Origin of the sequence: Actinomadura sp. 6N118 (assembly GCF_044326415.1) — a bacterium.
Lineage (GTDB): Bacteria > Actinomycetota > Actinomycetes > Streptosporangiales > Streptosporangiaceae > Spirillospora.
Genome location: NZ_JBIRAZ010000009.1, coordinates 15,298 through 38,477 on the forward strand (window position 1 = coordinate 15,298; position 23,180 = coordinate 38,477).

Here is a 23,180-nt window from a genome sequence, read left to right on the forward strand (position 1 = left end):
TTACCAACCGTCCTCACCGACTGTCTCCATCGATCGTCTCCATCGATCGCCGGGCTCGTGGCACCCGCCACGGGCCGGCGAGGGCTCGCCGCCCGCGCCACGGCGGGCCCGACTAGATTTGGTTTATGCAGGTGAACCAGTCGTCGAAGTTGACCAACGTCTGTTACGACATCCGGGGACCGGTGCTCAAGCGCGCCAAGGAGCTGGAGGCCGAGGGGCAGCGGATCCTCAAGCTGCACATCGGCAACCCGGCCCCGTTCGGCTTCGAGGCCCCGCCCGAGCTCATCCAGGACATGGTCCGCAACCTGCCGGAGGCGCACGGCTACAGCGACTCCAAGGGGATCCTGCCCGCCCGCCGCGCGGTGGTGCAGCGGTACGAGAACGATCACGGCTTCACCGGCCTCGACATCGAGGACGTCTACCTGGGCAACGGTGTCTCCGAGCTGATCGTGATGACCCTCCAGGCGTTGCTCGACAACGGCGACGAGGTACTGATCCCGGCCCCCGACTATCCGCTGTGGACGGCGGCGACCTGCCTGAGCGGCGGCACCCCCGTCCACTACCTGTGCGACGAGCTGGCCGACTGGGCCCCGAGCGTCACCGACATCGAGTCGAAGATCACCGACCGCACCCGCGCGCTCGTCCTGATCAACCCGAACAATCCCACCGGCGCCGTCTATCCCCGCCCCGTCCTCGAGCAGCTCGTCGAGATCGCCCGCCGCCACAGCCTGATCATCTTCGCGGACGAGATCTACGACCGGATCCTGTACGACGGCGCGAAGCACATCTCGATCGCCTCCCTCGCGCCCGATCTGCTGTGCCTGACGTTCGGCGGCCTCTCCAAGAACTACCGCGTCGCGGGCTTCCGCTCCGGCTGGGTGATCTTGTCCGGTCCCAAGTACCAGGCGGAGTCGTACATCGAGGGCCTCGACATCCTCGCCAACATGCGCCTCTGCCCGAACGTCCCCGGCCAGCACGCGATCCAGGCGGCCCTCGGCGGTCACCAGACCATCGAAGACCTGGTGCTCCCCACCGGCCGCCTGGGTGAGCAGCGCGACCGTGCTTGGAAACTGCTCAACGACGTCCCCGGCGTCTCCTGCGTCAAGCCACAGGGTGCCCTCTACGTCTTTCCGCGCCTCGACCCAGAGATGTACCCGATCGAGGACGACATGCGTTTCGCGCTCGACCTCCTGGAGCGGCAGAAGATCCTCGTCGTCCAGGGCACCGGCTTCAACTGGCCTTCCACCGACCATCTCCGCGTGGTCACCCTCCAGCATGCCGACGAGTTGGAAGAGGCCATCGGCCGCATGGCCGACTTCCTCCAGTCCTATCGCCGCTGAGACCTGCCGAGCCCGAGAGGGCCCGTGCGGGCAGGGTCGTTCGGCCCTACCTCGCACAGGCCCTTCGTGTCGTTGCTCAGGCGGCGGCCTTGCGGGAGATCAGGGCTGACGCCCAGAAGCTCCGCGCGTAGGTCTGTTGGGCCAGGACCGTCTGGCCGCTGGCGTTGGGGTGGAAGTAATCCCAGCCGCTCACCTGGGAGAGGGCGAACGGGTAGGAGAAGACCGCGTTGCCGTCGAAACGGCAGTTCGGCCCGTACTCAGCGCAGACGGTGGCTTGCACTTGGTTGAAGGCGATGACGCGTTGGCGGACACGGTCGCGCCTGGCCGTGTCGGCCGCGGCGGTGGAGGTGGGGTTGGCCAGCATCGACTGGCAGATGCCGAACGTCGACCAGGCCGTACGGGCGGCGGCGCTGGTGCGGCCGACGTCCCAGAGACGTTTGATGTCGGGGACGCTCGCGACGAAGACGAGCGCGTTGGGCAGGCCGGACCGCAGCGTGCTCATCGCGGCGCGGAAACGGGTCTCGTAGTTGGCGACAGAGGTCATGCTGGACTCCGACGACGTGCAGGCGTCGTTGGCGCCCATGAGGACGGTGACGTAGCCGGCCTGCTGGGACACGGCCGTCTGCGCCTGTCCGTCGAGGTCGGCGATCTTCGCGCCGGAACGGGCGTCGTTGTAGGCGGTGAGCGCGCTGTTCTGGGCGCGCAGCCGCAGATAGTGGCTGTTCACCGAGCTGGTGGAGCCGGTCGACCAGGACCGGCTGGGGCAGTCGCTGTACCAGCCGCAGGCGTTGAACGCGCGGGTGATGGAGTCGCCGAGCGAGGCCATCCGGGCGGGTACGGGGGGAGCGGCGGCGGTCCGGGCTTGGGCGGTGGCGGGGATCGTGATCAGGCTGGCGGTGAGTACGGCCGTGGTGAGTGCGGTCGTGGCGACGGTGGTCGGGGTGAGCCGGCGGCGGGGGATCAGGAGGCGGGGGATCGGACGCTGGCGTGGGGTCGGACGACGGGGTGGGCTCTGACCCACGGGACACCTCCGTACGGGGGGAACGGAAGCTTCGCTCTTGCGGCGCCGATGTGAGTGTGAACGTCGTTCTTGTGGTTAACAAGACCTATTTGCGGAGAATGTCAGTGTTAGTCCGGATAGTTGTTTAGTGTCCGAGCTAGCGCGAGGAAGGCTCCAGAGAGGCGAGGAGGTCCCGGAGAGGGCTAGAGCGGCTGGTCGTTGTCGGGTGCCGACGGGCGGAGCAGCATGCTCTGCGAGGTGGGCGGCGTGTCGTGAGTGACCACCTCGATGCCGGGCTTGCCGGATTGGACCCGGAATTCGGCGGCGGTCTTGATGGTGGCGCCGGTCGGCTTGCGGACGGTGTCCACCACGCGGAGGCTGCTGATCATGTGGTCGGGCCGGACATCGCAGACGAAGTAGCCGCGGCGGCCGTCCCAGTACTTCCAGTGCAGGTTCTCGACCTCCAGCGGATCCCAGCGCCGGTGGAACGCCGCCTGGTCGGAGTCGCCGCCGGAAGAGATCGACGGGCCCACGAGCTCGGCGCCGACGGTCGCGGAGGCGGGGTCGTCGAAGTCGAGCTTGAGGTCGGAGACCCAGGTGGCGTGCCGGTCGCCGGTCACCACGACCGGGTTGTGGACGAGGCCGGAGCCGAAGAGCCGCATGAGCCGCGCACGCTGGACGCGGTAGCCGTCCCACTGGTCGAAGTCACCGAAGTAGCGGGCGGCGCCGAGCGCCCCGTCGCTCTGGGCGATCATCACCTGGTTGGCGAGGATGTTCCAGCGCGTGCCCGAGCGGGTGAGACCGCGTGTGAGCCAGCGCTCCTGCTCGGCACCCGTCATCGTGACAGAGGCGAGGTTCGCCTGGTGCTCGTTGAGGGGCTGGTCGCTGCGGTACTGCCTGGTGTCGAGGACGTGGAAGGACACCAGGCGGCCGAAGCCGAGCCGCCGGTACAGCTGCATGTCGAGCCCGACGGGAAGTGACTCGCGGCGGAGCGGCATGTGCTCGTAGTACGCCTGGAAAGCGGCGGTCCGGCGTGCGCGGAACTGCTCGGGTGTCTGCACGACCGTGTCCTGCGGGACCTCGTCCGCCCAGTTGTTGTCGATCTCGTGGTCGTCGAGCGTGACGATCCAGGGATGGGCAGCGTGTACCGCTTGGAGGCACTTGTCAGTGCGGTACTGCCCGTGGCGGTTGCGGTACTGGTCGAGGGTGTACGGCTCGTCCGCGCCCTCATGGGGCCGCACGCCGTTCTTGGAGGCCCGCGTCTCGTAGATGTAGTCACCCAGGAACAGCACGAACGCCAGGTCTTCCTGGATCATGTGCTCGTACGGCGTGTAGTAGCCGTCCTGCCAGCTCTGGCATGAGGCGAACGCGAAACGCAGACGGCGCGGGATGCTCCGCGCCGACGGAGCAGTGCGGGTCCGGCCGACCGGGGAGATCTCCTGGCCGACACGAAAGCGGTAGAAGTACTCCCGGTCGGAGAGCAACCCCTTCACCTCGACATGCACCGAATGCCCGAGATCCGGCCTCGCCACCGTGGTTCCGGCCTGGACGGCGCGCCCGAACCGCCCGTCCCCGGCCACCTGCCATCGGACGATGACGTCCTGCTGGGGCATGCCGCCGCCCTCGGTGGGCTTGGGCGCCAGCCGGGTCCACAACACGACGCCGTCCGGCGAGGGATCGCCCGAGGCGACTCCCAGCGTGAAAAGGCCGGTGGGCAGGGGCCCGCCGGCGGCCGTCCGGACTCCGGCGCGGGCGCCGGTCACCGGGTCCAGGAGGACCGGGCCGATGATCCCGCCTGCCGTCACGGCCCCGGTCCCGGCCAGGAACCGGCGCCGGGGGAACGGATGGGATCCGGTCACGCCCTACCTCCGGGATCGCGTGGGCCCGCCGAAGATCGTTAACGACCGGGAGGACAGGGAGTAGTCGACCACACGAACGGCCGGAACCACGGGCGGCGGTCCGTGCGTGTCGTGCCCTCAGCCGGTCAAATCCCGGTCAATCCACGGTGGCCGCGGCGGCGTCGAGACGACGGAGCGCGCCACGGACGGTGCCGGCGTCGGTGGTGGCCCAGAACGGCGGAAGCGACGATTTGAGGAAGCCGCCGTAGCGGGCCGTCGCCAGCCGCGGATCGAGGATCGCGACGACGCCGCGATCGTCCATCGAACGCAGCAGGCGCCCGGAGCCCTGGGCCAGAAGGAGCGCGGCGTGCGTGGCCGCGACGGCCATGAAGCCGTTGCCGCCGCGCGCGGCGACGGCCCGCTGCCGGGCTGAGGAGACCGGGTCGTCGGGCCGGGGGAACGGGATGCGGTCCATGATCACCAGTTGCAGCGACGGCCCCGGCACGTCGACGCCCTGCCAGAGCGACAGCGTGCCGAACAGGCAGGTCCGCTCGTCCTCAGCGAACTGCTTGACCAGCAGGGACGTTGAGTCTTCGCCCTGGCACAGCAGCGGGTGGGACAGGTGGTCCTTCAGCTCGTCGGCGGCCTGGCGCGCGGCCCGCATCGAGGAGAAGAGGCCGAGGGTGCGCCCGCCGGCGGCCTCGATCAGCTCGGTGATCTCGGTGAGGTACGCGTCGGCCAGGCCGTCCCGGCCGGGCTGGGGAAGGTGCCGCGCCACGTACAGGATCCCGGCCTTGGGATGGTCGAACGGGGAGCCGACGTCGATGCCGGACCAGACGAGCTCCTGGTCCTCCTGCTTGTCTTTTTCCTTTTCCGGGTCCTTTTCCGGCTCCTTGCCGTTGCCCGGCTTGTTGGCCGTCGCCGCCAGCCCCTCGGCGGCGGTCCGCGCGTCGGGCACGGCCGGCGCCTCCAGCGGCGGCAGGCCCCACTGGCGGGCGAGCGGCTCGAAGGACCCGCCGAGCGTCAGGGTCGCCGAGGTGAGGATCGCGGTGCGCTTCTCGAAGAGGGTCGTGCGCAGGAGGCCGCCGACCCCGATGGGTGCGACGTGCAGTGTCGGCGGGCGCTTGGGGCGGCCGTCCTGGACGAACGGCTTGTCCAGCCACACCACGTCGAAGCGCGCGGCGATCTCGGGTTGGAACGACTCCAGCATCCGTACCGCGGTGTCGTGCAGGTCGTCGAGCGCGGACCGGGCGGCCTTGCGCGCGGCGGCGTCGCCGGGCTCCTGGTCCTTCTTCTCGGGGCCGAGCGCGCTGAGGCAGGCGTGCGCGGCGTCCCGAACGGCCACGAGGGTGGTGCCGAGCGCGTGGGAGAGCGCGTCCATCCGGCCCGCGGGCATCTCCTCCAGCAGGAGGCCCAGCCCTTCGGCGGAGTCCTTGAGCCGGTCGGCGATGCCCTCTTCGATGAGACGGCCGCAGCGGCGCGCGGCGGTCTCGACCGCGGCGGCGCTCAGGTCGCCGGTGGCGACGGAGGTGACGCGGTCGACCAGTTCGTGCGCCTCGTCCACGATCACAACATCGTGCTCGGGCAGGACCTGGAACTCCTCCAGCGCGTCGATCGCGAGCAGCGCGTGGTTGGTGACCACGATGTGCGCCTCGCCGGCCTCGGCCCGTGCCAGCTCGGCGAAGCACTCGGTGCCCTGCGGGCAGCGGGTCGCGCCCAGGCACTCCTTGGCGCTGACGGCCACCTGCCGCCACGCCTGCTCGCCCACCCCGGGAACGAGCTCGTCACGGTCGCCGGTGGTGGTCTCGTCGGCCCACTCGTTCAGCCGCTTGACCTGGCGGCCCAGGGAGGACAGCTGCTGCGGGTCGAAGAGGCTCTCGCCGCCATATTCCGGATCGTCGGGCACCCCGGTCTGCACACGATGCAGGCACAGGTAGTTGCGGCGGCCCTTGAGGATCGCGAACTTCAGCTCCTTGCCGAGCAGCGGGCCGAGCGTCTCGGCCAGGCGGGGCAGGTCGCGGTCCACGAGCTGCCGCTGGAGCGCGATGGTCGCCGTCGACACCACGACCGTGGTGCCCTTGTCGACCGCGTGCCGGATCGCCGGGACGAGGTAGGCGAGGGACTTGCCGGTGCCGGTGCCCGCCTGCGCGGCGAGATGCTCCTTGGCCTGGATCGACCGCTCGACCGCCTCGGCCATGCGTACCTGGCCTGGGCGCTCAGCCCCTCCGATGGCCTCGACGGCGGCGGCCAGCAGGGTCGCCATGTCCGGAATCTGGGTGTCGCTGGGGCTCAGCAGGTCTGGGGCGGGCACGTCGGCCAACGCTACCGGTCCAGGCGCTCTCCCGCGTCCGGCCGGGTGAGTTGCCGGACCCCGCCGGAAGGAAAGTCACTGGTTACAGTGTGTCACTTAGCGTGATGATGTCCAGCTCAGGGGAGGATGGAGAGTTGTAGCCTGCGCAGGGAGAGGCCGTTGCACCGCGCCGTTCGCCGTCGCCGTCGTCGTTGTCACCGGACCTGGCTCGCCGGGCTTCTGGCGCCGCTGCTGGTGCTCCTCCACGGGGGTTCGGCAGGCGGCGCGCCGCTGCCCGCGGGGGCGGCCGCCGGCAAGACCAAGCCCAACATCGTCGTGGTGCTGGCCGACGACCTCAACAGCATGGACCTGAATCTCTTCCCCAACATCGCCCGGCTCCGGCGCGAAGGCACCAGCCTCACGAACTTCATCGTCTCCGACTCGTGGTGCTGCCCGTCGCGTTCGACGATCCTGCGGTCGCAGTACGTGCACAGCCACGGGGTACGGACCAACAACCCGCCGAACGGCGGTTTCCCGGAGTTCCACGCCCGGGGCCACGACCGTTCGACGATCGGCACGTGGCTGCGCAAGGCCGGGTACCGGACGGGCTTCATAGGCAAGTTCCTCAACGGCTATCCCAATACGGCCGGCCCCACGTACGTCCCGCCGGGCTGGGACGCCTGGCATGTCCCGGCACCGCGCCGCATGTACCAGCAGAGCGGCTACCGGCTCATCGAACAGGGCGTTCCCGTCTCATACGGGATGGCGCCGGAGGACCACCTGGACGACGTCCTTACCCGCAAGGCCGTCTCTTTCGTGCACGGCGCGTCCAAGGCCACGCCGTTCTTCCTCTATGCGGCACCGATCGCCCCGCATCTGCCTGCGGCCTACGCGATCCGTCATGCGGGGGCGTTTCCAGACGCCAAGGCCCCGCGCACCGCCTCGTTCAACCGCGCGGTCAATCCCCCCGGGGAGGTCCTCAGCCTCGAGACCGGCAAGCCGGGTAAGGACGCCGCAGGTCTCAGGGAGCCGCACTGGCTCAGCGGCAAGCCGAAGCTCAGCGACAGGAGCATCCAGAGGATCGACAGCATCTACCGTGACCGCCTGCGGTCCATGTTGTCGGTCGACGACATGGTCGGTGCTCTGATGAAGAGCCTGCGCGACACTGGGCGGTTGCGGAACACCTACTTCTTCTTCACCTCGGACAACGGCTTCCACCTTGGCCAGCACCGGCTGCCGCCCGGCAAGACCACGCCGTTCGAGGAGGACATCCGGGTGCCGATGCTCGTTCGCGGCCCCGGTGTCACTGCGGGCGGCACGATGTCCGCCATGGCCGGGACCGTGGATCTGGCGCCGACGTTCGCCCACCTCGCTAGGGCTCGTGTACCCGCGTTCGCTGAAGGGCGGCCGTTGACGCCGCTGCTACGCGGACGCAAGCCGCGCGCCTGGCGACACGCGATGCTGGTCGAGTTCTACGCGGGCAGGGCCAAGCACAACCCCGAAGGGCAGGACTGCGACACGCGCCCGAAGCACAGCCGCGGCTGCCCGCTCCCGCCGACGTACGCCGCGTTGCGCACCCGCCGCTACACCTATGTGGAGTACATGACGGGCGAACGCCAGCTGTTCGATCTCACGGCAGACCCTCATCAGCTGCGCAATCTCATCGCGGACCCTGCTCTCATCAGCAAGGGCGGCGGACCGAAGGCGAACCGCGTCCGCGCCCACATCAAGCGGCTGTCGGCCTGGCTGAAGCGCTATCGCGCATGTGCGGGTGCCTCGTGCCGCCAGGCCGACCGCGGTTGACGAGCAGGAATTGCCGTTGATGGGTCACTCGATGACGTTTCCCATCGCGCCGATACCTCTGTCTCGTCGCGCCGATACCTCTGTCTCGGCAACACCTTGCGGTGTACGGTCTTGACCGACGGTAGTGGCCGGTGGCCGCCATGCGGGCAGGGGTGTGAATGGAAGGCGGCATACGCTACAGAGTCGAGCGGATAGCGCTGGCCATGATGGCCGTGGCGGGCATCGCGGTGCTGCTCGCGGATCTTTTCGGGTGGCTCGACAAACTGGCGCCCGGCGGTGCACTTCCGAAGGTGACGCTGCTGATACTCAGCACCGTCACCTTGTTTCTCCTGATGGAAGTCGACCGCCTCAAGGTGCTCGACAACGTCAATGCGCAGCTTTCCAAGCTCGATATCGAGGGCATTGCGCTGGAGCGCAAGCAACGGCACTACGGCGGCGTCATCCAGGTGCACCATCGTTTCCCCGAGGCGGTGTTCAGCAGATATCTGGAGGCCGCGACCACCGAGGTCATGATCCTTCAGACCTGGATACCGAACCTGCGGTTGTTCGTGGACGAGCTGGGGGCCGCCATCAAGGATCGGGAGGTGCAGGTGCGCGTCCTCATCCTGCATCCGTCGTCCCCCGTGGCACGGCTGCGCGACGAGGCGCTGAGCCAGTTCCGCGATCCCGAGCTCTCGGGCGACGTGGGCGCGAGCGTGCGGCAGTGCCTGGCCAAGCTGGCCGAGCTCCACACCAACCTTGGCGAGGACGGCGAACGGCTCAAGGTGCGCGTCTACAACTCGCTGCCGTCCATCGCCGTCTACAAGGCCGGCGAGCGCTATCTCGTCAGCTCCTTCCTGCACGGCCAGCTGGCGATCGACTCGATCCAGGTCGAGGTCGACGGCAGCGACACCGCGATGGGGCAGGAGGTGCAGCGTGAGCTGGACATGTTGTGGCGCATCGGCTGCGACGTCGACCTCCAGGACTGGCGCCGGTCGATCGGGAACATCAGCCTTTGAGCGGTGACATCAGCCCTTGAGCGGTGACGCGGGTGGGGGAGAGGCTGGGACCATGCACGACGTGGACGAGTTCGAGGACGGGCTCATCGGACGCTTCAAGCGGCACCCGGTGCTGGCGGACGTCGCGCGGCTCGCGGACGACGGCTTCGCCGCGATCCTCCTGCAGCGGCGGTTCCTCTCGCTCGCGTTCACCCCGGTCTATGACCTGGCGATCGATCTGCTGGAGGACGAGACAGGCCTGCGGATGGCGCGCGTCATCCTGCGCGAGGAGTATCCCGACGACAGCGGGCACACCCGGTCGCACCGCGAGGACACGACCGAGGACCTGATCCAGCTCGGCATCCCCAGGAAGGAGATCGTCGAGAGCAGGCCCACGGCGGAGACGGCGGCCGCGATCACCGAGACGTTCGCCCTGGTGGCCGATGCCGGACGGCAGGGCAATGCCGACCTCCGGCTGCTGACGTTCCTGCGGTTCTGGGGTGAGGTGCTGGTATCCGTCGAGTACGAACTGCTCTGGCCTCGGATGGCGCCGATCCTGATCCGGAACGGGGAGAACCGTTCGCGCTTCTACTACCCGCATTACGTTCACGATGCGAAGGCGCATCCCTTGGCGACCGTGTCGCTCCTGTCGGGCACGCATTCCGATCGCCTCGGCCTGCGTGTGAGCGAACTCCTCGTCCGCGAGGAGTCACCCGAGGCATTCAAAGAGGTCGAGGAAGGGGCACTCCGGCTCAAGGAGGCCTTTTATGACCAGTTCCGGCCGATGCTCTCCGCGCCCGTGAGCTGACTGTCCGGCGTTCTGACACTTCGTTAGTCATGCAGGCCCAGGTGTTCGGCGCAAAGTGTTGATTTGCTTGAGTGTTCCGGTTCGCGGGATTTCTGTATCCTCCACCCAGTCTTGATCGTTAACGGGTGGCACGAAGGGCCGAGGCATGAGTAGATCGAAGTCGCGAGCGTCGGCCCTGACGGCCGCCCTCACCGCGCTCGTCCTGGGTATCGGCCTCGTGCCGGCGACGCCCTCGGTGTCCGCGACCACGACCGCGCGGGCGGCCGCGTCGGTCCCCGCCGACGACGGCGCGCAGATCACCAGCGAGAGATGGCTGGACCCCTCCACGGTCGACATGACCGTGCAGTCCCCGGCTGTGGCGCAGACGGTGACGGTCCGCGTGCGCGTTCCCCAAGGTTGGCAGCGTGACTCCGCGCGGACGTGGCCGGTGGTGTTCGCTCTCGGCGGTGGCGACAGTGCGGACACCCAGGCCACCTGGATGGAAAGCACCGACATCGAGGACGTGGCCGCGCAGTGGGACGCCCTCGTCGTGATGCCGGACCCCGGCCAAGCGGGCTTCACCGACTGGTACAACTACGGCGCCTTCGGGGCCCCGGCGTGGGAGACGTTCCACACCGTCGAACTGCGCCAGCTCATCGAGCGCAATTTCCGGGGCGGTGACCGCCGGGCGGCCATCGGCATCTCCTCCGGGGGACTCGGCGCGATCACGATGGCGGGCCGGCACCCCGGCCTGTTCAAGTACGCCGCCTCCTACAGCGGCCTGCTGCACATCACCATGCCGGGGATCGACGCCCAGCTCATGCTGCTCAACGCCTCCGTCGGAGACGCCTTCCGGATCTGGGGCGTCCCGTTGCTGCACCGGGCGAACTGGCGGGCCAACAACCCCTATGACCTCGCCGAGAAGATGCGCGGGACCGGGCTCTACGTCTCGTCCGGCACCACCGGCGACCGCGGCCCGCTCGACCCCACCGACATGACCCTCCCCGAGGCCATCAGGGCGCGGCTGGTCGGCGGGATCAGCGAGCAGATGACCGGCCTCACCTCGTCCGCCTTCGTGAACAGGCTCAGGTCGCTCGGCATCCCCGTCACCGCGAACCTGTACGGCGACGGCTGGCACCAGTGGAAATACTGGGACCGCGAGATGAAGACCTCATGGCCGGCGATCATGCAGGCGGTCGGCAGCCAGCGAGTGACCAGCTAGGGCGTGTCTCGAGGTCGGCAGCTGACTTTGAGACACACCCTCGCAGTCAGCTTGAGACACGCCCTCGCAGTCACGCCCGGATCAGGGGAGTGAGTTCAGCACGATCAGCCCGATGTCGCGGGCGACCGCGTTCGGACTCTGCATGGGCTTGCCGGACTCTTGGGAGCGGTCGTTCATCATGACGGCGATCGTGATCCCGTCGTCCGGGTAGACGCGGATGTGGGTGAGGGCGCCCGGCTGAGATCCGTCCTTGGCGACGAGCCGATGCGAACGTGCCTGGGAGTCCCGCTGCGATCCGGTGTCCCAGCCGTAGGCGTAGGAGTCCAGTGTGTCGGGCGCCGTCCACATCGTGGTCCGCGAGGCCGCGGTGAGGATCCTGCCCGAAGCGAGCATGTCGCCGAACCGGGCCAGGTCGGCGACGGAGGAGTCGATGCCGCCGCCGAGCGTCTTCCAGTCGTTGTTCTCGAGCGCGATCTCCCGGTCGGCGGTGGTGTATTGCGCCATGCGCCGCACGGTCGTGTCGTTCGGGTCCTGCGGGGCGAGGGTGCCGAGGCCGAAGGCGTTGGTCAGCCTGGTCCGCACGAGGTTCTCGACGTTCGTCCCGCCGGCTGACTCCAGGGCCGCGCCGAGCAGGGTGTAGCCGTGGGTGCTGTAGTGGTAGTCCGGGAGCGTGCAGGCCAGCGGCTCGTTCCAGAACTGCCGGGACGCGGCGAGCGCGGTGGCGTACGGCATGTTGTCGAACGCGTCGTCGGGGATCTCGTCGTAGTGGCCGACGCAGCCGCGGTTGCTCAGCAGGTTCCCCACGGTGTGGGTGTGGTGCGCGGGCATCGCCGGGACCCGGCTGCGCGTGGTGTCGGTTAGCCCGACCTGGCCCTGCTCCACCATCCGCATGGTCAGGACTCCGGCGACCGCCTTGCTGACCGAGGCCAGCGATCCGACATGGCGGGTGTCCATCCACACGTTGCCATCGATGTCGGCCATGCCGAAGCCGCGCAGGTACCTGGCCTGGCCACGCTGGAACACCGCGACGCTGATGCCGGGAACGGCGGTGTCGTCCAGCTCCCTCTGCACGCGGGTGTCGATCTGGCCCTTGGGTGCCCAGTCCGGGCGGTCGCCGTTCTGCCGCCAGACACCGGCGTACCGCGTCCCGCTCGCGGTCTCGTACCGGTCGAACGCCACCAGCCGGAAGCCTTCGTCGTTAGCGCGGTTCCACCGGTTGGCGAAGGTCTGCGCGCTCATGTCCCGGTACTCCGACCAGTCTCGGCGGTTGCGGTTCTCGACCCAGATCCCGGCATAACGCTGGCCTGCGCCCGTCCGCACCGAGGTGACGCCGAGCATCCGGAACGCGGCCTTGTACTGGTCGAACTTGGTCGCGAACTCGGCCGAGGTGAGGTCGTACTCGAACCGCCAGTCGAGTCCGTCGGCGTTCTGTACCCAGGCCGCCAGGTAACGCACCCCGTCCGGCGTGACGTACTGGTCGACGTCGACCGGCATGCGCCCGGCGGCGCGCTGCTCGGCGAGCCGGGTCGCGAGCTGGGCCTCGGTCATGCCCCGGTAGGACGCCCAGCCGTACCCCTCCACGTTCTTGATCCAGACACCCGCGAACCGGCGGGTGCCGTTGAGCATGTACGTCTCCTGGTCGACCAGCCGCATGCCGTCGTTCATCGCCTGCGTCCAGGCGTCGCCGAACTGGGTGCCCGTCAGGTCGCGCAGCAGCCGCCAGTCGCGGTTGCCGGTGTTTCGCTGCCACACCGAGCCGACGCGGTAGTCGGTCCCGTTGACCTCGATGTCCAGGTCGGTGACCAGATAGCCGGCGTTGCGGTTCTGGGTGTACGAGGTGGTGAACCCGGCGCTCGACTGGTCCCGCAGCGACAGCCAGCCGATCGCGTTCGGATCGAACGTGGCCGACGGAACGCCGGGCACGGCCGCCGCGGAAACCCCGGCAGGCGAGAGCCCGGTGACCCCGGCCAGCGACAGCCCGGTGACCACGGCCGTCAGCGCGCACCACCGGAACGAATGCCTCATCATGAACCCCCCTGCGCGCCCCCGATGGCGCAGTCACATCCCCGATCCGGCGAATGTAGGCGGCCCCAAGGCACTTCGATAAGGCTCTGTCCCGATGTGGCCGCCGCTTCGGCCGCGGTGCGCCTACTGCGGAGGCGGGGACGACAGGCTGCGCATGCAGTCGGAGAGCGCCTTCTGGATCTTGACTTGGTCGGAGGCCGGCGGGGGAGTCCACTTCTCGCCCTGGTCAGGGATCTTCACCCCATGGCTTCGCATGCACGCGACGAACGAGGCGCTCACCTGCGGCGCGGGCCGAGACGGTCTGGTCGCGGGAGGCGGCGTGGGAGGGGAGCCCGTGGAGGATGTCACCGGCGTCGAGGCCGACGGAACGGCCGGTGCGGACGCCGGTGGAGCGGCGTCCTTTTTGTCCTTGTCATCCCCGCCACAACCGGCCAGCAGGGCGGTGACCACGAGCAGTCCCGCACCGAACGCGAGCTTCACGACGTTTCCCTTCGACGCACGCTAGAGCGGGAGCCGACACTAGGGGCCCTTCCGGCGCGGGGCGATGTCTTCGCCGCTACGTCCAACGGCACCCTTTGTCAGCCAACTGATAGATGGGCCATGTGGAGACTCTGTAGTGGTCCGGTGAAGACCGGGCCCTGACCGGCGCCGCGCACGCGGCGTTCCGCGACTCACGCTTCGGCCCGATCCTGGGAGCCTCGATCACAGTGCTCGGCGCCGTTTTCGTCCTCCTCCTGGCCGTCGGCTGGATCGCAGCCGGCGTCCCGCCCCCCGGCTATTGCGACCAACTCTTCCCGTGATTGAGGAACGTCCAGGCTGCAGCAAGCAGGCGCGCCGCTTTGACCTCGAATCCTTAGCCAGATCACACAAACAAGCGATCGTTTTCCACTCGTCCGGCACGTAGCGGAAGGGATGGCTCGCACCGCAAGATCGCTCCATGAGAATCATCATGCGGGCGGCGCTGATGGCGATGGTCCTGTGCCTGGCCACCGGCGCCCACCCCCCGCCCGCAGTGGCCGCCGCGCCGCCCCCGCCACCGAGCGAGCCCTCGACACCAAGCGCGCCGCCGACACCAAGCGCGCCCTCGCCGCCGAGCACGCCCTCGACACCGATCGCGCCCGGTACACATGCGCGCACGATCACCATGCCGTCGTTCAACTGGCTCGTGAAAGAGAAGTGGGACCGGCCGTACACGCTCCATGTGCCGAAGCGACGCAAAACCGGCCAGCCGCCCCCACTCGTGATCGCGCTGCACGGCGGTCTCGACGACAGTAAGTACATCCAGCAGCAGAGCGGCCTGGACGCCGTGTCCGAGCGTCACGGCTTCGTCGTGGCGTATCCCGACGGCTTCCTGCGCACGTGGAACGCCGGTGGTTGCTGCTGGTTCGCCCGCTTGGCCGGAGTGGACGACGTCGCGTTCATCGACGAGCTCATCACTACGCTGATCAAGGAGAAGCTGGCCGACCCCCGGCGGATCTATTTGACGGGGTTTTCCAACGGCGGCGGGCTGGCCTACAAGTACGTGTGTGAACGTCCCGATCGTGTGGCCGCCATAGGCGTGGTCTCCGGTGCGCTCGCCACGTTGTGCCCGTCACGGCCAAAGGTGTCGTTGCTCGCCTTCCACGGAACGGACGACTTTTCCGTTCCCTACAACGGCGGCGGCAATCTGGACTTCAACGTCAAGGTGCCGTTCCTGCCCGTTCAAGCCGTCGTCGATATCTGGCGGCGGCTGGCCGAGTTGCCCGCGCTGACCCGTTCCTACTTCGAGAAGGCGGCGACGCGCTGCAAAACCACAGGCCGGGGTGCCTCCCGTACCGAGGTCGCCCTGTGCACGGTGACCGGCGGCGGGCACGAATGGCCGGTGCCCACCAAGACCGCCGGTGTCGACGGCAGCGAGATGTTGTGGTCCTTCTTCGCGACGCATCCACGATCGCCTGCGGCGACCAAGCCGACGGTTATCCACAGAACGTGATTCTACTGTCACTGAGTGCCACGCCCTGCAACCATCACCAGCATGAAGACGAAAACGCCGCTGGTGATCCGTTCTCCCCAGGACGCCATAGCCGCCGTGCCGTACCTCCTGGGCTTCCACCCCACCGACAGCCTCGTGGTGATCGCGTACGACGGTCCGCACAACACATGCGCGATGCGGCTCGACTTACCGCAGCCCGACGCCAAGGCAGCCGCTGAACGCATAGCCGCGCTCCTCACCCAGAACGCATTCCGCCAAGCCTTACTCCTCGGCTACGGCAGTGTCGACGACGTCGCCCCGGTAGTAACTGCAGCCTGGGAAGTCCTGACCGCCCACAAGCTGCAGATCACCGAGGCTCTGCGTATAACCCCAGACCGCTGGTGGTCCCTGACCTGCGTAGACGGCGACTGCTGCCCACCCGAGGGTCACCCGTACGACATCTCCACCACGGTCGTCGCGGCCCAGGCCACCCTCTCCGGTCACGTGGCCCTCGAAAACAGAGCCGACCTGGCCCGCACACTCGCACCTCTGGAAGGGGAGCCGCGCAAAGCGATGCGCGAGGCCACCGACCGAGCCGAGGAACGCTTTCTCTCCTGGACCCGCGAGGCCCTCACCCCCGCCGAGATCCAGTCCCGCTTGGTGGCCAGCGGCCTGACCGCCCTTTCCACACTGACCCCGGACCTGACCGACGACGAGGTCGCGTGGCTGGGTGTGGCCCTCACCAGCATGCGCGTACGAGACGAAGCCTGGATCCGCGTAAACGCAGACGACCCCCAACGCGACATCGACTTCTGGCGCGCCATCCTCCGCCGTGTCGAAGAGCCCTACGCCGCAGCCCCTGCCTGCCTGCTGGCCATAGCCGCCTACGCCGCCGGCGACGGGGGCCTAGCCAACCTGGCCCTAGACCGAGCGCAAGACGCTGACCCCACCTACTCCCTGGCTCACCTATTGCGCGCCGTGGTCGAAGCAGGCATCCCACCGTCCCAAATGCGCCTAACCATGAGTCCCGAAGCCCTGGCCACCGCCTACGAAGACAAAGGCCGCCCCCAATAGCCAAAAGAAGCCTCTACACCCATCGGGCGACCGCCCCAGGAAGGAGGCCTGCTCATCCGCACCCGGGCAACCGCCCAAGAAAGGAGGTCAACCAAGCAGCGAAATCAAACCAAGGCGTGGGCGTTATACAACGGCCCCCTTTGCCGCCCCACGCCCCGGTCCAGTTCACCCGTTGCCCCAGGACCCCCAGCTTTCTGGGGCAACGGGCCACTCTGGAATCGCGCCGCGAGGTGTGCTTCTCCCGGCCGACAACAGCCACGAGCGCGGTGGTCACCTTTGCCGCGCTGTTCGTGGCGACCAGAGCCCCGAGGCAGCGGCCGTGAGGGATCCCGGCACCCCGGAGCGGAACCATGATCTGTCGCACGTGCGTCTCAGCCGCGGAGACACCATTGGGGGTGACATGGGTTCAAGGGTTTACGGGCCGACCAGGGCTCGGTGGACGGTCTTATTTTGGGGAATTCTCCTGCCAGCGGCGGCCATTGCCGTCATCTTCTCTGCCAGCCAGGGGCTGACGCATTCGGTTTCAGCCATGGTTCACCCAGGTGAGCGCGGCACGTTCACCGCCGAGAAGGAGTACTGCGGCGGCACGGGCCGGTCCCGGACCTGCGGGTGGAAGGGTGACTGGGCATCCGATGACGGCACACGAACTCTGAGGGACGTGTGGCTGCGGGGAGACGATGTCCGGGTCGACGACCCGGGCCAGCGCGTGGACGCTCGGGACAGCGGCAGTCCCACCGGCGTCTATGCCGACAGATTCATCGGACAGACACTCGGGTCCATCGTGTTCATTCTGGGAGCCGCGGCGCTGCTCGTGTTCTGCGCGCGGATCATCTGGCGGCTGCACAAGGAGCAGCAGCGGCTCCGGGTCAATCGTCAACGCGCGCGCCGTGGCGAGGGGACGCGAGGCGAGAATGTCCCCTGATCGTCCGGAGCGACGGGGTGAGCGTCGCAGCTTAGGCAGTGCTGCCTCGTTATCGGCGTTCGTTCACGCGCTGGCCTTTGAGGTCGGCGGGCACTGGCCCGGCGCGCCAGACGCGGCCGACTTCCCCTCCACCATGACCGTCGACTACATCGACATCAGAACCTGCCTGCACGCATGCCCGCCGCGGTAGACCCGCGCCACTCACCGCATCGGCCTGCATCTACACCGCGGCGGTGACGGGCCCCGGCTGTAGCTCTTGTTCAGAGCGTCAGGTGGTCGAAGCGCCAGCGCGTCGCGGTCAGACCGTCGGAGCCGTAGCCGAAGGCGCGCCGGGGCGTGAGGCGGTAGAAGGCGTACTCGGGAGAACCGGGCAGGTCGTCTTGGTGGGCCCGGCCGTCGCGCAGTGCGAACTCCCAGCTGATCTTGGCCTTGAAGGCGTCGGCGATGCGGCGGAGCCCGGCCTCGTCGTGTACCCGCGTCGCGTCACCCTCGATGACAAGGTCGAGCGTCTGGCCGCTGACTGTGATGACGCAGCTGGGGCTGGCCGCGAGATTCGTGCTCTTGCGAGAGCCGGGGCGGCTGGCGAAGCTCGGCACGCCGTCCACGAGAACCACCAGGAGGGGCATGGCATGGGGACGCCCGTCGGGTCGGGCGGTGGACAGCCAGGCCTTGGGTGCTGATTCCAGGCATTCCAGCGCCTCTTTCCACGACTTGATCGTCGTGTCGTCGGAGCTGATCGGCGTTGCGTCCTTCTCGCTGAACAGCAGCTCGGCAGTAGGCATGGCGATGTTCATGAAAGTCCTCCGGGTGGTGGAGCCGGTCGTGGTTCAGTGGGCGGCGGGCGTTTCGTACTCGTCCCGGTCGATCCGGACCATGGGCAGCCTGCGCCGTGCGGCGGCCAACTCCCGGCTCACCTCCTTCTCCCTCACCAGCAGGGCATTGCGCGCGTTCTGCCATTCCCGCGCCGACACGACAGGAGGAACGTCCATGACGAGCTCGCCTCCATGCATTTCCTAAAGAGACTGACAAGGCCGACGGTAGCAGAGCCCGTTCCCAGAAGAAACTGTGTCGGTCTAGGCTGGATTCCATGCAGCGCACCCGGTTCGGCGACATGACGTGTTCGATCGCCCGCACACTTGACGTCTTCGGCGAACAATGGTCGCCGCTGATCCTGCGGGACGTCTTCGTCGGCATCACCCGCTTCGAGCAGCTCCAGCGCGACCTGGGCATCTCCCGCAAGGTGCTCGCCGAGCGGCTGTCGTGGCTGGTCGAGAACGAGGTCCTGGTGCGACGGGAGTACTCCAGCCGCCCGCCACGCCACGAGTACCTCCTCACCCCCAAGGGCCTGGAACTGTGCGACGTGCTCATGGCCATGGTCCGGTGGGGAGACCGCTGGACCGCGGGAGAGGCGGGACCACCCGTGCTCTACCGCCACCACTCCTGCGGCCAGATCAGCCACGCGGAACCGCGTTGCGCGGTCTGCGGCGAACCGATGCACGCCGGCGACATCGACGTTCTCCCCGGCCCCGGTAGCCAACCGACCCGGTAGCCAGCCCGGCCATCTGGCCTTGGGGTACCTAGACAAGCTGACCAGGAAACACTTTCGCCCGCTGAAGCCTGGCCTCGACCGCCGACGAGGTGGATCAGGCTGTGCGGGTGAAGCCAGCGGATCGCCTGCGCCTCCACCGTCCTCCAGTCACTGGACACCCGACTCGACGCCCTCAAAGCCGCCGGGCGCCCGCCAAGTGGCCTGGGTCACACCCACCGGGCGAAGCGCTCCCTCCTGACCGCCTGACGGGTCTACATGAAGGAACCCGGCCCACCTGAGCCGGTCCACTCGGGGGGCGGAGCGTCTACCGCGCCCGCCCTTGCACCTCGACCGTGGAGGAGACCTTTATGGCCGTTCCCCTGGCCGCCACCGCTCGGAATCTGATCGACGGGAAGCACACTGCGATCCTGGCGACCACCAACGCCGACGGAAGCCCGCAGTCGTCGGTCATCTTCGTCAAACGCGAGGGCGACGCGGTGGTGTTCAGCACGATCAGGGGACGGCTGAAGACCCGCAACATGGAGCGCGATCCTCGCGTGAGCCTGTTGGTGTCGGCGCACACGTTCGCGTACGTGGAGATCCGCGGGACGGTGACGATCACCGACGACCCTGACAAGGCGCTGCTGCGCGAGATGTTCGACCGGTACATGGACGGCGGGGAACCGCCGCCCGAACCCGGCGCCGATCGGGTGGCAGTGCGCATCGCCGCGGATCAGGTCCACCTGTGGCCGCCAGCCTCCGGCACCCAGCAGAGCTGACGCCCAGCCCACCCCTGCGGCCTGTGTCCCGCCCGGGCCGTGTACATCCCTGCAACCTGAGAGGAACCAATATGCGCAAGATCATCGAGTCGACACTGATCAGCCTGGACGGAGTTATGAACGATCCCGGGTCCTGGGCCCTGGACTACTTCAACGACGAGTTCCTCACCGAGGCGCACGAGCTTCTGCAGGGGTGCGACGCAATGCTCATGGGCCGCGGCACCTACGAGGACCTGTCCTGGCGCTGGCCGGGCCAGAAGGGCGACTTCGCCGACGCGATCAACGGCATCCGCAAGTACGTGTTCTCCTCCAAGCTGCAGCGGACCGAATGGAACAACTCAGTCGTCGTGGATGGAGACGTGGTCGCCGAGGTGCGCAAACTGAAGGAGGAAGGTGGCGGGGACCTGGTCGTCTTCGGCCACGGGATGCTGTCGCACACCCTGCTGGAGCACGGCCTGCTCGACCGGCTCCGCTTCGCGGTGCACCCCATCGTCGTGGGGCAGCCCCTCGGGTCGTTCGTCGAAAACCCAAAGACACCACTGACCCTGGTCAGCACGCACGCCCGCCAGTCGGGCGTCGTCGTGTTGAACTACGCCGTCCAGAACGCCTCCGTTCAGGGCGACTCCAGCAGCACCGTCTAACAGGTCACGCAAGACAAGAACGCCGTGATCGCCCTACCCGACTCCAAGAGGAACGAATCGGGGCCTAATGTTCCGCGCCTGAAATTCTGGCGTGTGCCGCGGCTGGTCGTTCAAGGCCGGCCGCGGCGTACCGCCAAATAAGTGCTTGCCTGGGCGCGAGCTTCAGCGATAGAAGCGGGAGACGCTTTGCAGGACGCACGCGGGTTTGCTGCCGCCCTCGATCTCGATGGTTCCTTCGACCGTGATCTGGACGCCGTTCCCGGCGACCTCTTCGACGGAGGCCAGGCGGGTGGTGAGGCGGATACGTGCGCCGGCGGGGACGGGAGCGGGGAAGCGCACCCTGTTGAAGCCGTAGTTGACTTTGGTCGTCACCCCTTCTACGTCCAAGAGGGCGGTGTGCAGGGGGATGAAGAGCGACAGGGTCAGCATGCCGTGGGCGATGGGCGCCTTGAAGGGGCCTTCCTTGGCCCGTTCGACGTCCACGTGGATCCACTGGTGGTCGTCCGTGGCGTCGGCGAAGGTGTTGATTTGCTCCTGGGTCACCTCTAGCCAGTCGCCGGGGCCGAACTCCTTGCCTACAAGGCTGGGCAGGTCGTCGATGTGCACGTTCATGGAGGTCCTTTCAGTTTCCGAACGTTTCGCGCAGGCGGGCCTTGAGCAGCTTCCCGGCGGCGTTGCGGGGGAGCGTGTCGGTGAACGCCACCGATTTGGGGATCTTGTATTTGGCGATGCGGCCGGCCAGGGCGGTGAGAACGTCAGTTTCGGTGAGGGACGGGTCGCCTACGATGACGGCGCGGCCGACCTCGCCCCACTTGTCGTCCGGCACTCCGATGACGGCGCATTCCTGGACACCCGGGACCGTCATGAGGGCGTGTTCTACCTCGGCGGGGTAGATGTTCTCGCCGCCTGAGATGATGAGGTCCTTGATCCGGTCGACGATGTAGACGTAGCCGTCCTCGTCGACGTGGGCGGCGTCGCCGCTGCGGAACCAGCCATCGGTGAAGGCACGTGCTGTTTCGTCTGGCAGGCCCCAGTAACCGGACATCACGTGCGGGCCCTGCACGAGCACTTCGCCGTTGCTGATGCGGACGTCGCTGAAGAAATGCGGGACGCCCGCAGAGCCTGCTTTTGAGACGGCGTGCGCGGCGTCCAGGAAGAGCGTGCCGGGCGACGCCTCGGTCATGCCGTAGCCCTGGAGGAACGTCAGGCCCCGCTCCTGGTAGGCGGCGATCAGGGTCGGGGGTACGGGAGAGCCGCCGCAGGTGAGGATCCGCAGGGACGACAGGTCGGCGGTGGCCCATCGGGGCGATCGGACTGCTTGCTGGAACATCGCCGGCACGCCGAACATGAAGGTCACTCGGTGCTTTTCGATCAGGTCGAACGTGTCCGCCGGATCGAAGCCGCCGACGATGACGCACGTGCCGCCCTTCAGCAGGACGGGCAGGGTCAGCATGTTCAGCCCCGCCGTGTGGAACAGCGGAGCCGACACCAGCGCCACCTCGTCCGCGATGAGATCGGTGTCGACCAGGACGTTGACCGCGTTCCAGGTGATGTTGCCGTGGGTGAGCACGGCGCCCTTGGGCCGGCCTGTCGTTCCGGAGGTGTACATGATCATGCACGGATCGTTGAGACTGACCGGCTCGTCGATCGGATCGGTGGGGGCGTCCCGAAGGAGATCTTCGTATCCCCGGCCTAGCGGTAGGTAGGTTCTGATGTGGAGGTCTGGGCGGATTCCGGCGACCAGGTCGGTATGGGAATCGCCGTAGATCAGCACCGAGGCGCCCGAGTCGGCCAGCTGGTAGGCGATCTCCGGACCGGACAGGCGGGTGTTGAGCGGGACGAAGATCCCGCCCAGGCAGCCAGTGGCGAAGAGCGTCTCCAGGAACGTCGGGTGGTTGGGCGCCAGATAGGCGACCCGGTCGCCGCGCCGTACGCCGAGGCCGTGCAGGGCGTGCGCCAGGCGCGTCACGCGGTCATGGAGCGCCGCGTACGTGGACGGCTGGTCGTCATGGATCAGGGCCGGATGGTCCGGGGTCTTGCGGGCACGGCGCGCCGGCCATGAACCGATTCCCTCGTTGCGCATGGTGTGCTCCCTCGTCCTGGATCAGGAGTCCTTGCACAGGCCCAGCAGACGGGCCGCGTTGTTCTTGAGAATCTTCGGCCGGACCTCGTCCTTCAAGGGGAGCTTGGCAAAATCGGCCAGCCAGCGGTCAGGGCTGATGACCGGGTAGTCCGAGCCGAAGAGCACCTTGTCCTGGAGAAGGCTGTTGGCGTACTGCACGAGCTGCGGCGGGAAGTACTTGGGCGACCAGCCGGACAGGTCGATGTGGACGGTCGGCTTGTGGGTGGCGACGCTGAGCGCCTCGTCCTGCCAGGGGAACGAGGGATGGGCGAGGATGATCTTCATGTGGGGGAAGTCGGTCGCCACGTCGTCCACGTGCATCGGGTTGGAGTACTTGAGCCGGATGCCGCCCCCGCCCGGCACGCCCGCGCCGATCCCGGTCTGGCCGGTGTGGAAGAGCGCGATGCACCCGAGCTCCTCGATCGCCTCGTACAGCCCGTAGGCCAGCCGGTCATTGGGGAAGAACGCCTGGATGTTGGGGTGGAACTTGAAGCCCTTGACCCCGTACTCCTCGACCAGCCGGCGCGCCTGCCGGATCCCGGCCTTTCCCCTGAACGGGTCGATGGAGGCGAACGGGATGAGCACGTCCGAATTGGCGGCGGCTGCCTCGGCGACCTCCTCGTTCGGGACGGGCGGGACGCCGGTGGCATGCTCGGCGTCCACGGTGAATACCACCGCAGCCATCTTCCGTTCGCGGTAGAAGGCCGCGATCTCTTCCAACGTCGGCTTGCGCTTAGCGCCGTCCACCTTGAAGTAGGCGCTGGACGCCTCGTGCAGATCCTCGGCAAGGGAGGAGGCGTCCCCGCGGGAGGAGACCTCCGCGTGGGTGTGGACATCGATGGCGACGAGTTCGTCCACGTTCATCCCGGTCATGCTGTTCA

The 23,180-nt window shown here is 67.9% G+C and carries 21 protein-coding genes; 11 read left to right on the forward strand and 10 right to left on the reverse strand.

Annotation, left to right across the window (positions count from 1 at the left end):
- Window positions 1-125: 125 nt before the first annotated feature.
- On the forward strand, window positions 126-1,340 hold the full coding sequence (locus tag ACH34W_RS23585; RefSeq protein WP_395963158.1) for a pyridoxal phosphate-dependent aminotransferase: 1,215 nt from the start codon (window positions 126-128) through the stop codon (window positions 1,338-1,340).
- 76 nt (window positions 1,341-1,416) lie between these two features.
- Here ACH34W_RS23585 and ACH34W_RS23590 read toward each other — a convergent pair whose 3' ends face one another.
- From ACH34W_RS23590 to ACH34W_RS23600, 3 genes are all read right to left on the reverse strand, one after another.
- Window positions 1,417-2,361, reverse strand: a complete 945-nt coding sequence (locus tag ACH34W_RS23590; RefSeq protein WP_395963159.1) for an SGNH/GDSL hydrolase family protein — start codon at window positions 2,359-2,361, stop codon at window positions 1,417-1,419.
- A gap of 182 nt (window positions 2,362-2,543) precedes the next feature.
- The gene (locus ACH34W_RS23595) at window positions 2,544-4,199 is read right to left on the reverse strand and encodes an alkaline phosphatase D family protein (protein WP_395963160.1); all 1,656 of its coding nucleotides are present in this window, start codon (window positions 4,197-4,199) and stop codon (window positions 2,544-2,546) included.
- A gap of 136 nt (window positions 4,200-4,335) precedes the next feature.
- Window positions 4,336-6,441, reverse strand: a complete 2,106-nt coding sequence (locus tag ACH34W_RS23600) for an ATP-dependent DNA helicase (protein ID WP_395963518.1) — start codon at window positions 6,439-6,441, stop codon at window positions 4,336-4,338.
- Between the two features lie 207 nt (window positions 6,442-6,648).
- Between ACH34W_RS23600 and ACH34W_RS23605 the strand changes: the two genes are divergently transcribed.
- The 4 genes from ACH34W_RS23605 (at window position 6,649) to ACH34W_RS23620 (ending at window position 11,257) form a co-directional block, all read left to right on the forward strand.
- A complete protein-coding gene (locus ACH34W_RS23605; protein WP_395963161.1) occupies window positions 6,649-8,271 on the forward strand; it encodes a sulfatase in 1,623 nt (540 codons plus the stop codon).
- Window positions 8,272-8,429: 158 nt separating this feature from the next.
- Window positions 8,430-9,269 carry a hypothetical protein gene (locus tag ACH34W_RS23610; protein WP_395963162.1) on the forward strand — a complete coding sequence of 280 codons (840 nt, stop codon included), beginning with the start codon at window positions 8,430-8,432 and terminating at the stop codon, window positions 9,267-9,269.
- Between the two features lie 52 nt (window positions 9,270-9,321).
- Window positions 9,322-10,056, forward strand: a complete 735-nt coding sequence (locus ACH34W_RS23615; RefSeq protein ID WP_395963163.1) for a hypothetical protein — start codon at window positions 9,322-9,324, stop codon at window positions 10,054-10,056.
- A 145-nt stretch (window positions 10,057-10,201) separates the two neighbouring features.
- Complete coding sequence (locus ACH34W_RS23620; RefSeq protein WP_395963164.1) at window positions 10,202-11,257, forward strand: alpha/beta hydrolase; 1,056 nt, start codon at window positions 10,202-10,204, stop codon at window positions 11,255-11,257.
- Between the two features lie 81 nt (window positions 11,258-11,338).
- Here the strand turns inward: ACH34W_RS23620 and ACH34W_RS23625 are convergent, their stop codons facing one another.
- Together ACH34W_RS23625 and ACH34W_RS23630 are read right to left on the reverse strand one after the other, a co-directional pair.
- On the reverse strand, window positions 11,339-13,285 hold the full coding sequence (locus ACH34W_RS23625; protein WP_395963165.1) for a serine hydrolase: 1,947 nt from the start codon (window positions 13,283-13,285) through the stop codon (window positions 11,339-11,341).
- Window positions 13,286-13,405: 120 nt separating this feature from the next.
- Complete coding sequence (locus tag ACH34W_RS23630; RefSeq protein ID WP_395963166.1) at window positions 13,406-13,762, reverse strand: hypothetical protein; 357 nt, start codon at window positions 13,760-13,762, stop codon at window positions 13,406-13,408.
- Between the two features lie 457 nt (window positions 13,763-14,219).
- Here ACH34W_RS23630 and ACH34W_RS23635 point away from each other — a divergent pair, with 457 nt between their 5' ends.
- From ACH34W_RS23635 to ACH34W_RS23645, 3 genes are all read left to right on the forward strand, one after another.
- Window positions 14,220-15,254 carry an alpha/beta hydrolase family esterase gene (locus tag ACH34W_RS23635; protein WP_395963167.1) on the forward strand — a complete coding sequence of 345 codons (1,035 nt, stop codon included), beginning with the start codon at window positions 14,220-14,222 and terminating at the stop codon, window positions 15,252-15,254.
- A gap of 42 nt (window positions 15,255-15,296) precedes the next feature.
- Entirely contained in the window at window positions 15,297-16,307 is a 1,011-nt protein-coding gene (locus tag ACH34W_RS23640; RefSeq protein ID WP_395963168.1) for a DUF4192 domain-containing protein, read from the forward strand.
- A gap of 529 nt (window positions 16,308-16,836) precedes the next feature.
- The gene (locus ACH34W_RS23645; RefSeq protein WP_395963169.1) at window positions 16,837-17,229 is read left to right on the forward strand and encodes a hypothetical protein; all 393 of its coding nucleotides are present in this window, start codon (window positions 16,837-16,839) and stop codon (window positions 17,227-17,229) included.
- A 260-nt stretch (window positions 17,230-17,489) separates the two neighbouring features.
- Here ACH34W_RS23645 and ACH34W_RS23650 read toward each other — a convergent pair whose 3' ends face one another.
- Both ACH34W_RS23650 and ACH34W_RS23655 read right to left on the reverse strand, forming a co-directional pair.
- Window positions 17,490-18,023, reverse strand: coding sequence for a pyridoxamine 5'-phosphate oxidase family protein (locus ACH34W_RS23650; RefSeq protein ID WP_395963170.1), 534 nt, complete (start codon window positions 18,021-18,023; stop codon window positions 17,490-17,492).
- 33 nt (window positions 18,024-18,056) lie between these two features.
- Window positions 18,057-18,218, reverse strand: a complete 162-nt coding sequence (locus tag ACH34W_RS23655) for a DUF899 family protein (RefSeq protein WP_395963171.1) — start codon at window positions 18,216-18,218, stop codon at window positions 18,057-18,059.
- Window positions 18,219-18,316: 98 nt separating this feature from the next.
- On the opposite strand from ACH34W_RS23655, the gene ACH34W_RS23660 reads away from it, so the two are divergent.
- The 3 genes from ACH34W_RS23660 to ACH34W_RS23670 all read left to right on the forward strand — a co-directional run bounded on the left by ACH34W_RS23660 (window position 18,317) and on the right by ACH34W_RS23670 (window position 20,177).
- Window positions 18,317-18,778, forward strand: a complete 462-nt coding sequence (locus tag ACH34W_RS23660; protein ID WP_395963172.1) for a winged helix-turn-helix transcriptional regulator — start codon at window positions 18,317-18,319, stop codon at window positions 18,776-18,778.
- Between the two features lie 347 nt (window positions 18,779-19,125).
- Entirely contained in the window at window positions 19,126-19,536 is a 411-nt protein-coding gene (locus ACH34W_RS23665) for a PPOX class F420-dependent oxidoreductase (protein ID WP_395963173.1), read from the forward strand.
- A 71-nt stretch (window positions 19,537-19,607) separates the two neighbouring features.
- Window positions 19,608-20,177 (forward strand): dihydrofolate reductase family protein, encoded by a 570-nt coding sequence (locus ACH34W_RS23670; RefSeq protein WP_395963174.1) that lies wholly within the window; start codon window positions 19,608-19,610, stop codon window positions 20,175-20,177.
- A 162-nt stretch (window positions 20,178-20,339) separates the two neighbouring features.
- On the opposite strand, the gene ACH34W_RS23675 is transcribed toward ACH34W_RS23670, so the two are convergent.
- From ACH34W_RS23675 to ACH34W_RS23685, 3 genes are read right to left on the reverse strand one after another with little or no spacing between them, the layout of a single operon-like run.
- Complete coding sequence (locus ACH34W_RS23675) at window positions 20,340-20,789, reverse strand: MaoC family dehydratase (RefSeq protein ID WP_395963175.1); 450 nt, start codon at window positions 20,787-20,789, stop codon at window positions 20,340-20,342.
- Between the two features lie 10 nt (window positions 20,790-20,799).
- Complete coding sequence (locus tag ACH34W_RS23680; protein WP_395963176.1) at window positions 20,800-22,260, reverse strand: long-chain fatty acid--CoA ligase; 1,461 nt, start codon at window positions 22,258-22,260, stop codon at window positions 20,800-20,802.
- A 21-nt stretch (window positions 22,261-22,281) separates the two neighbouring features.
- Window positions 22,282-23,172 carry an amidohydrolase family protein gene (locus ACH34W_RS23685; RefSeq protein ID WP_395963519.1) on the reverse strand — a complete coding sequence of 297 codons (891 nt, stop codon included), beginning with the start codon at window positions 23,170-23,172 and terminating at the stop codon, window positions 22,282-22,284.
- Window positions 23,173-23,180: the final 8 nt, after the last annotated feature.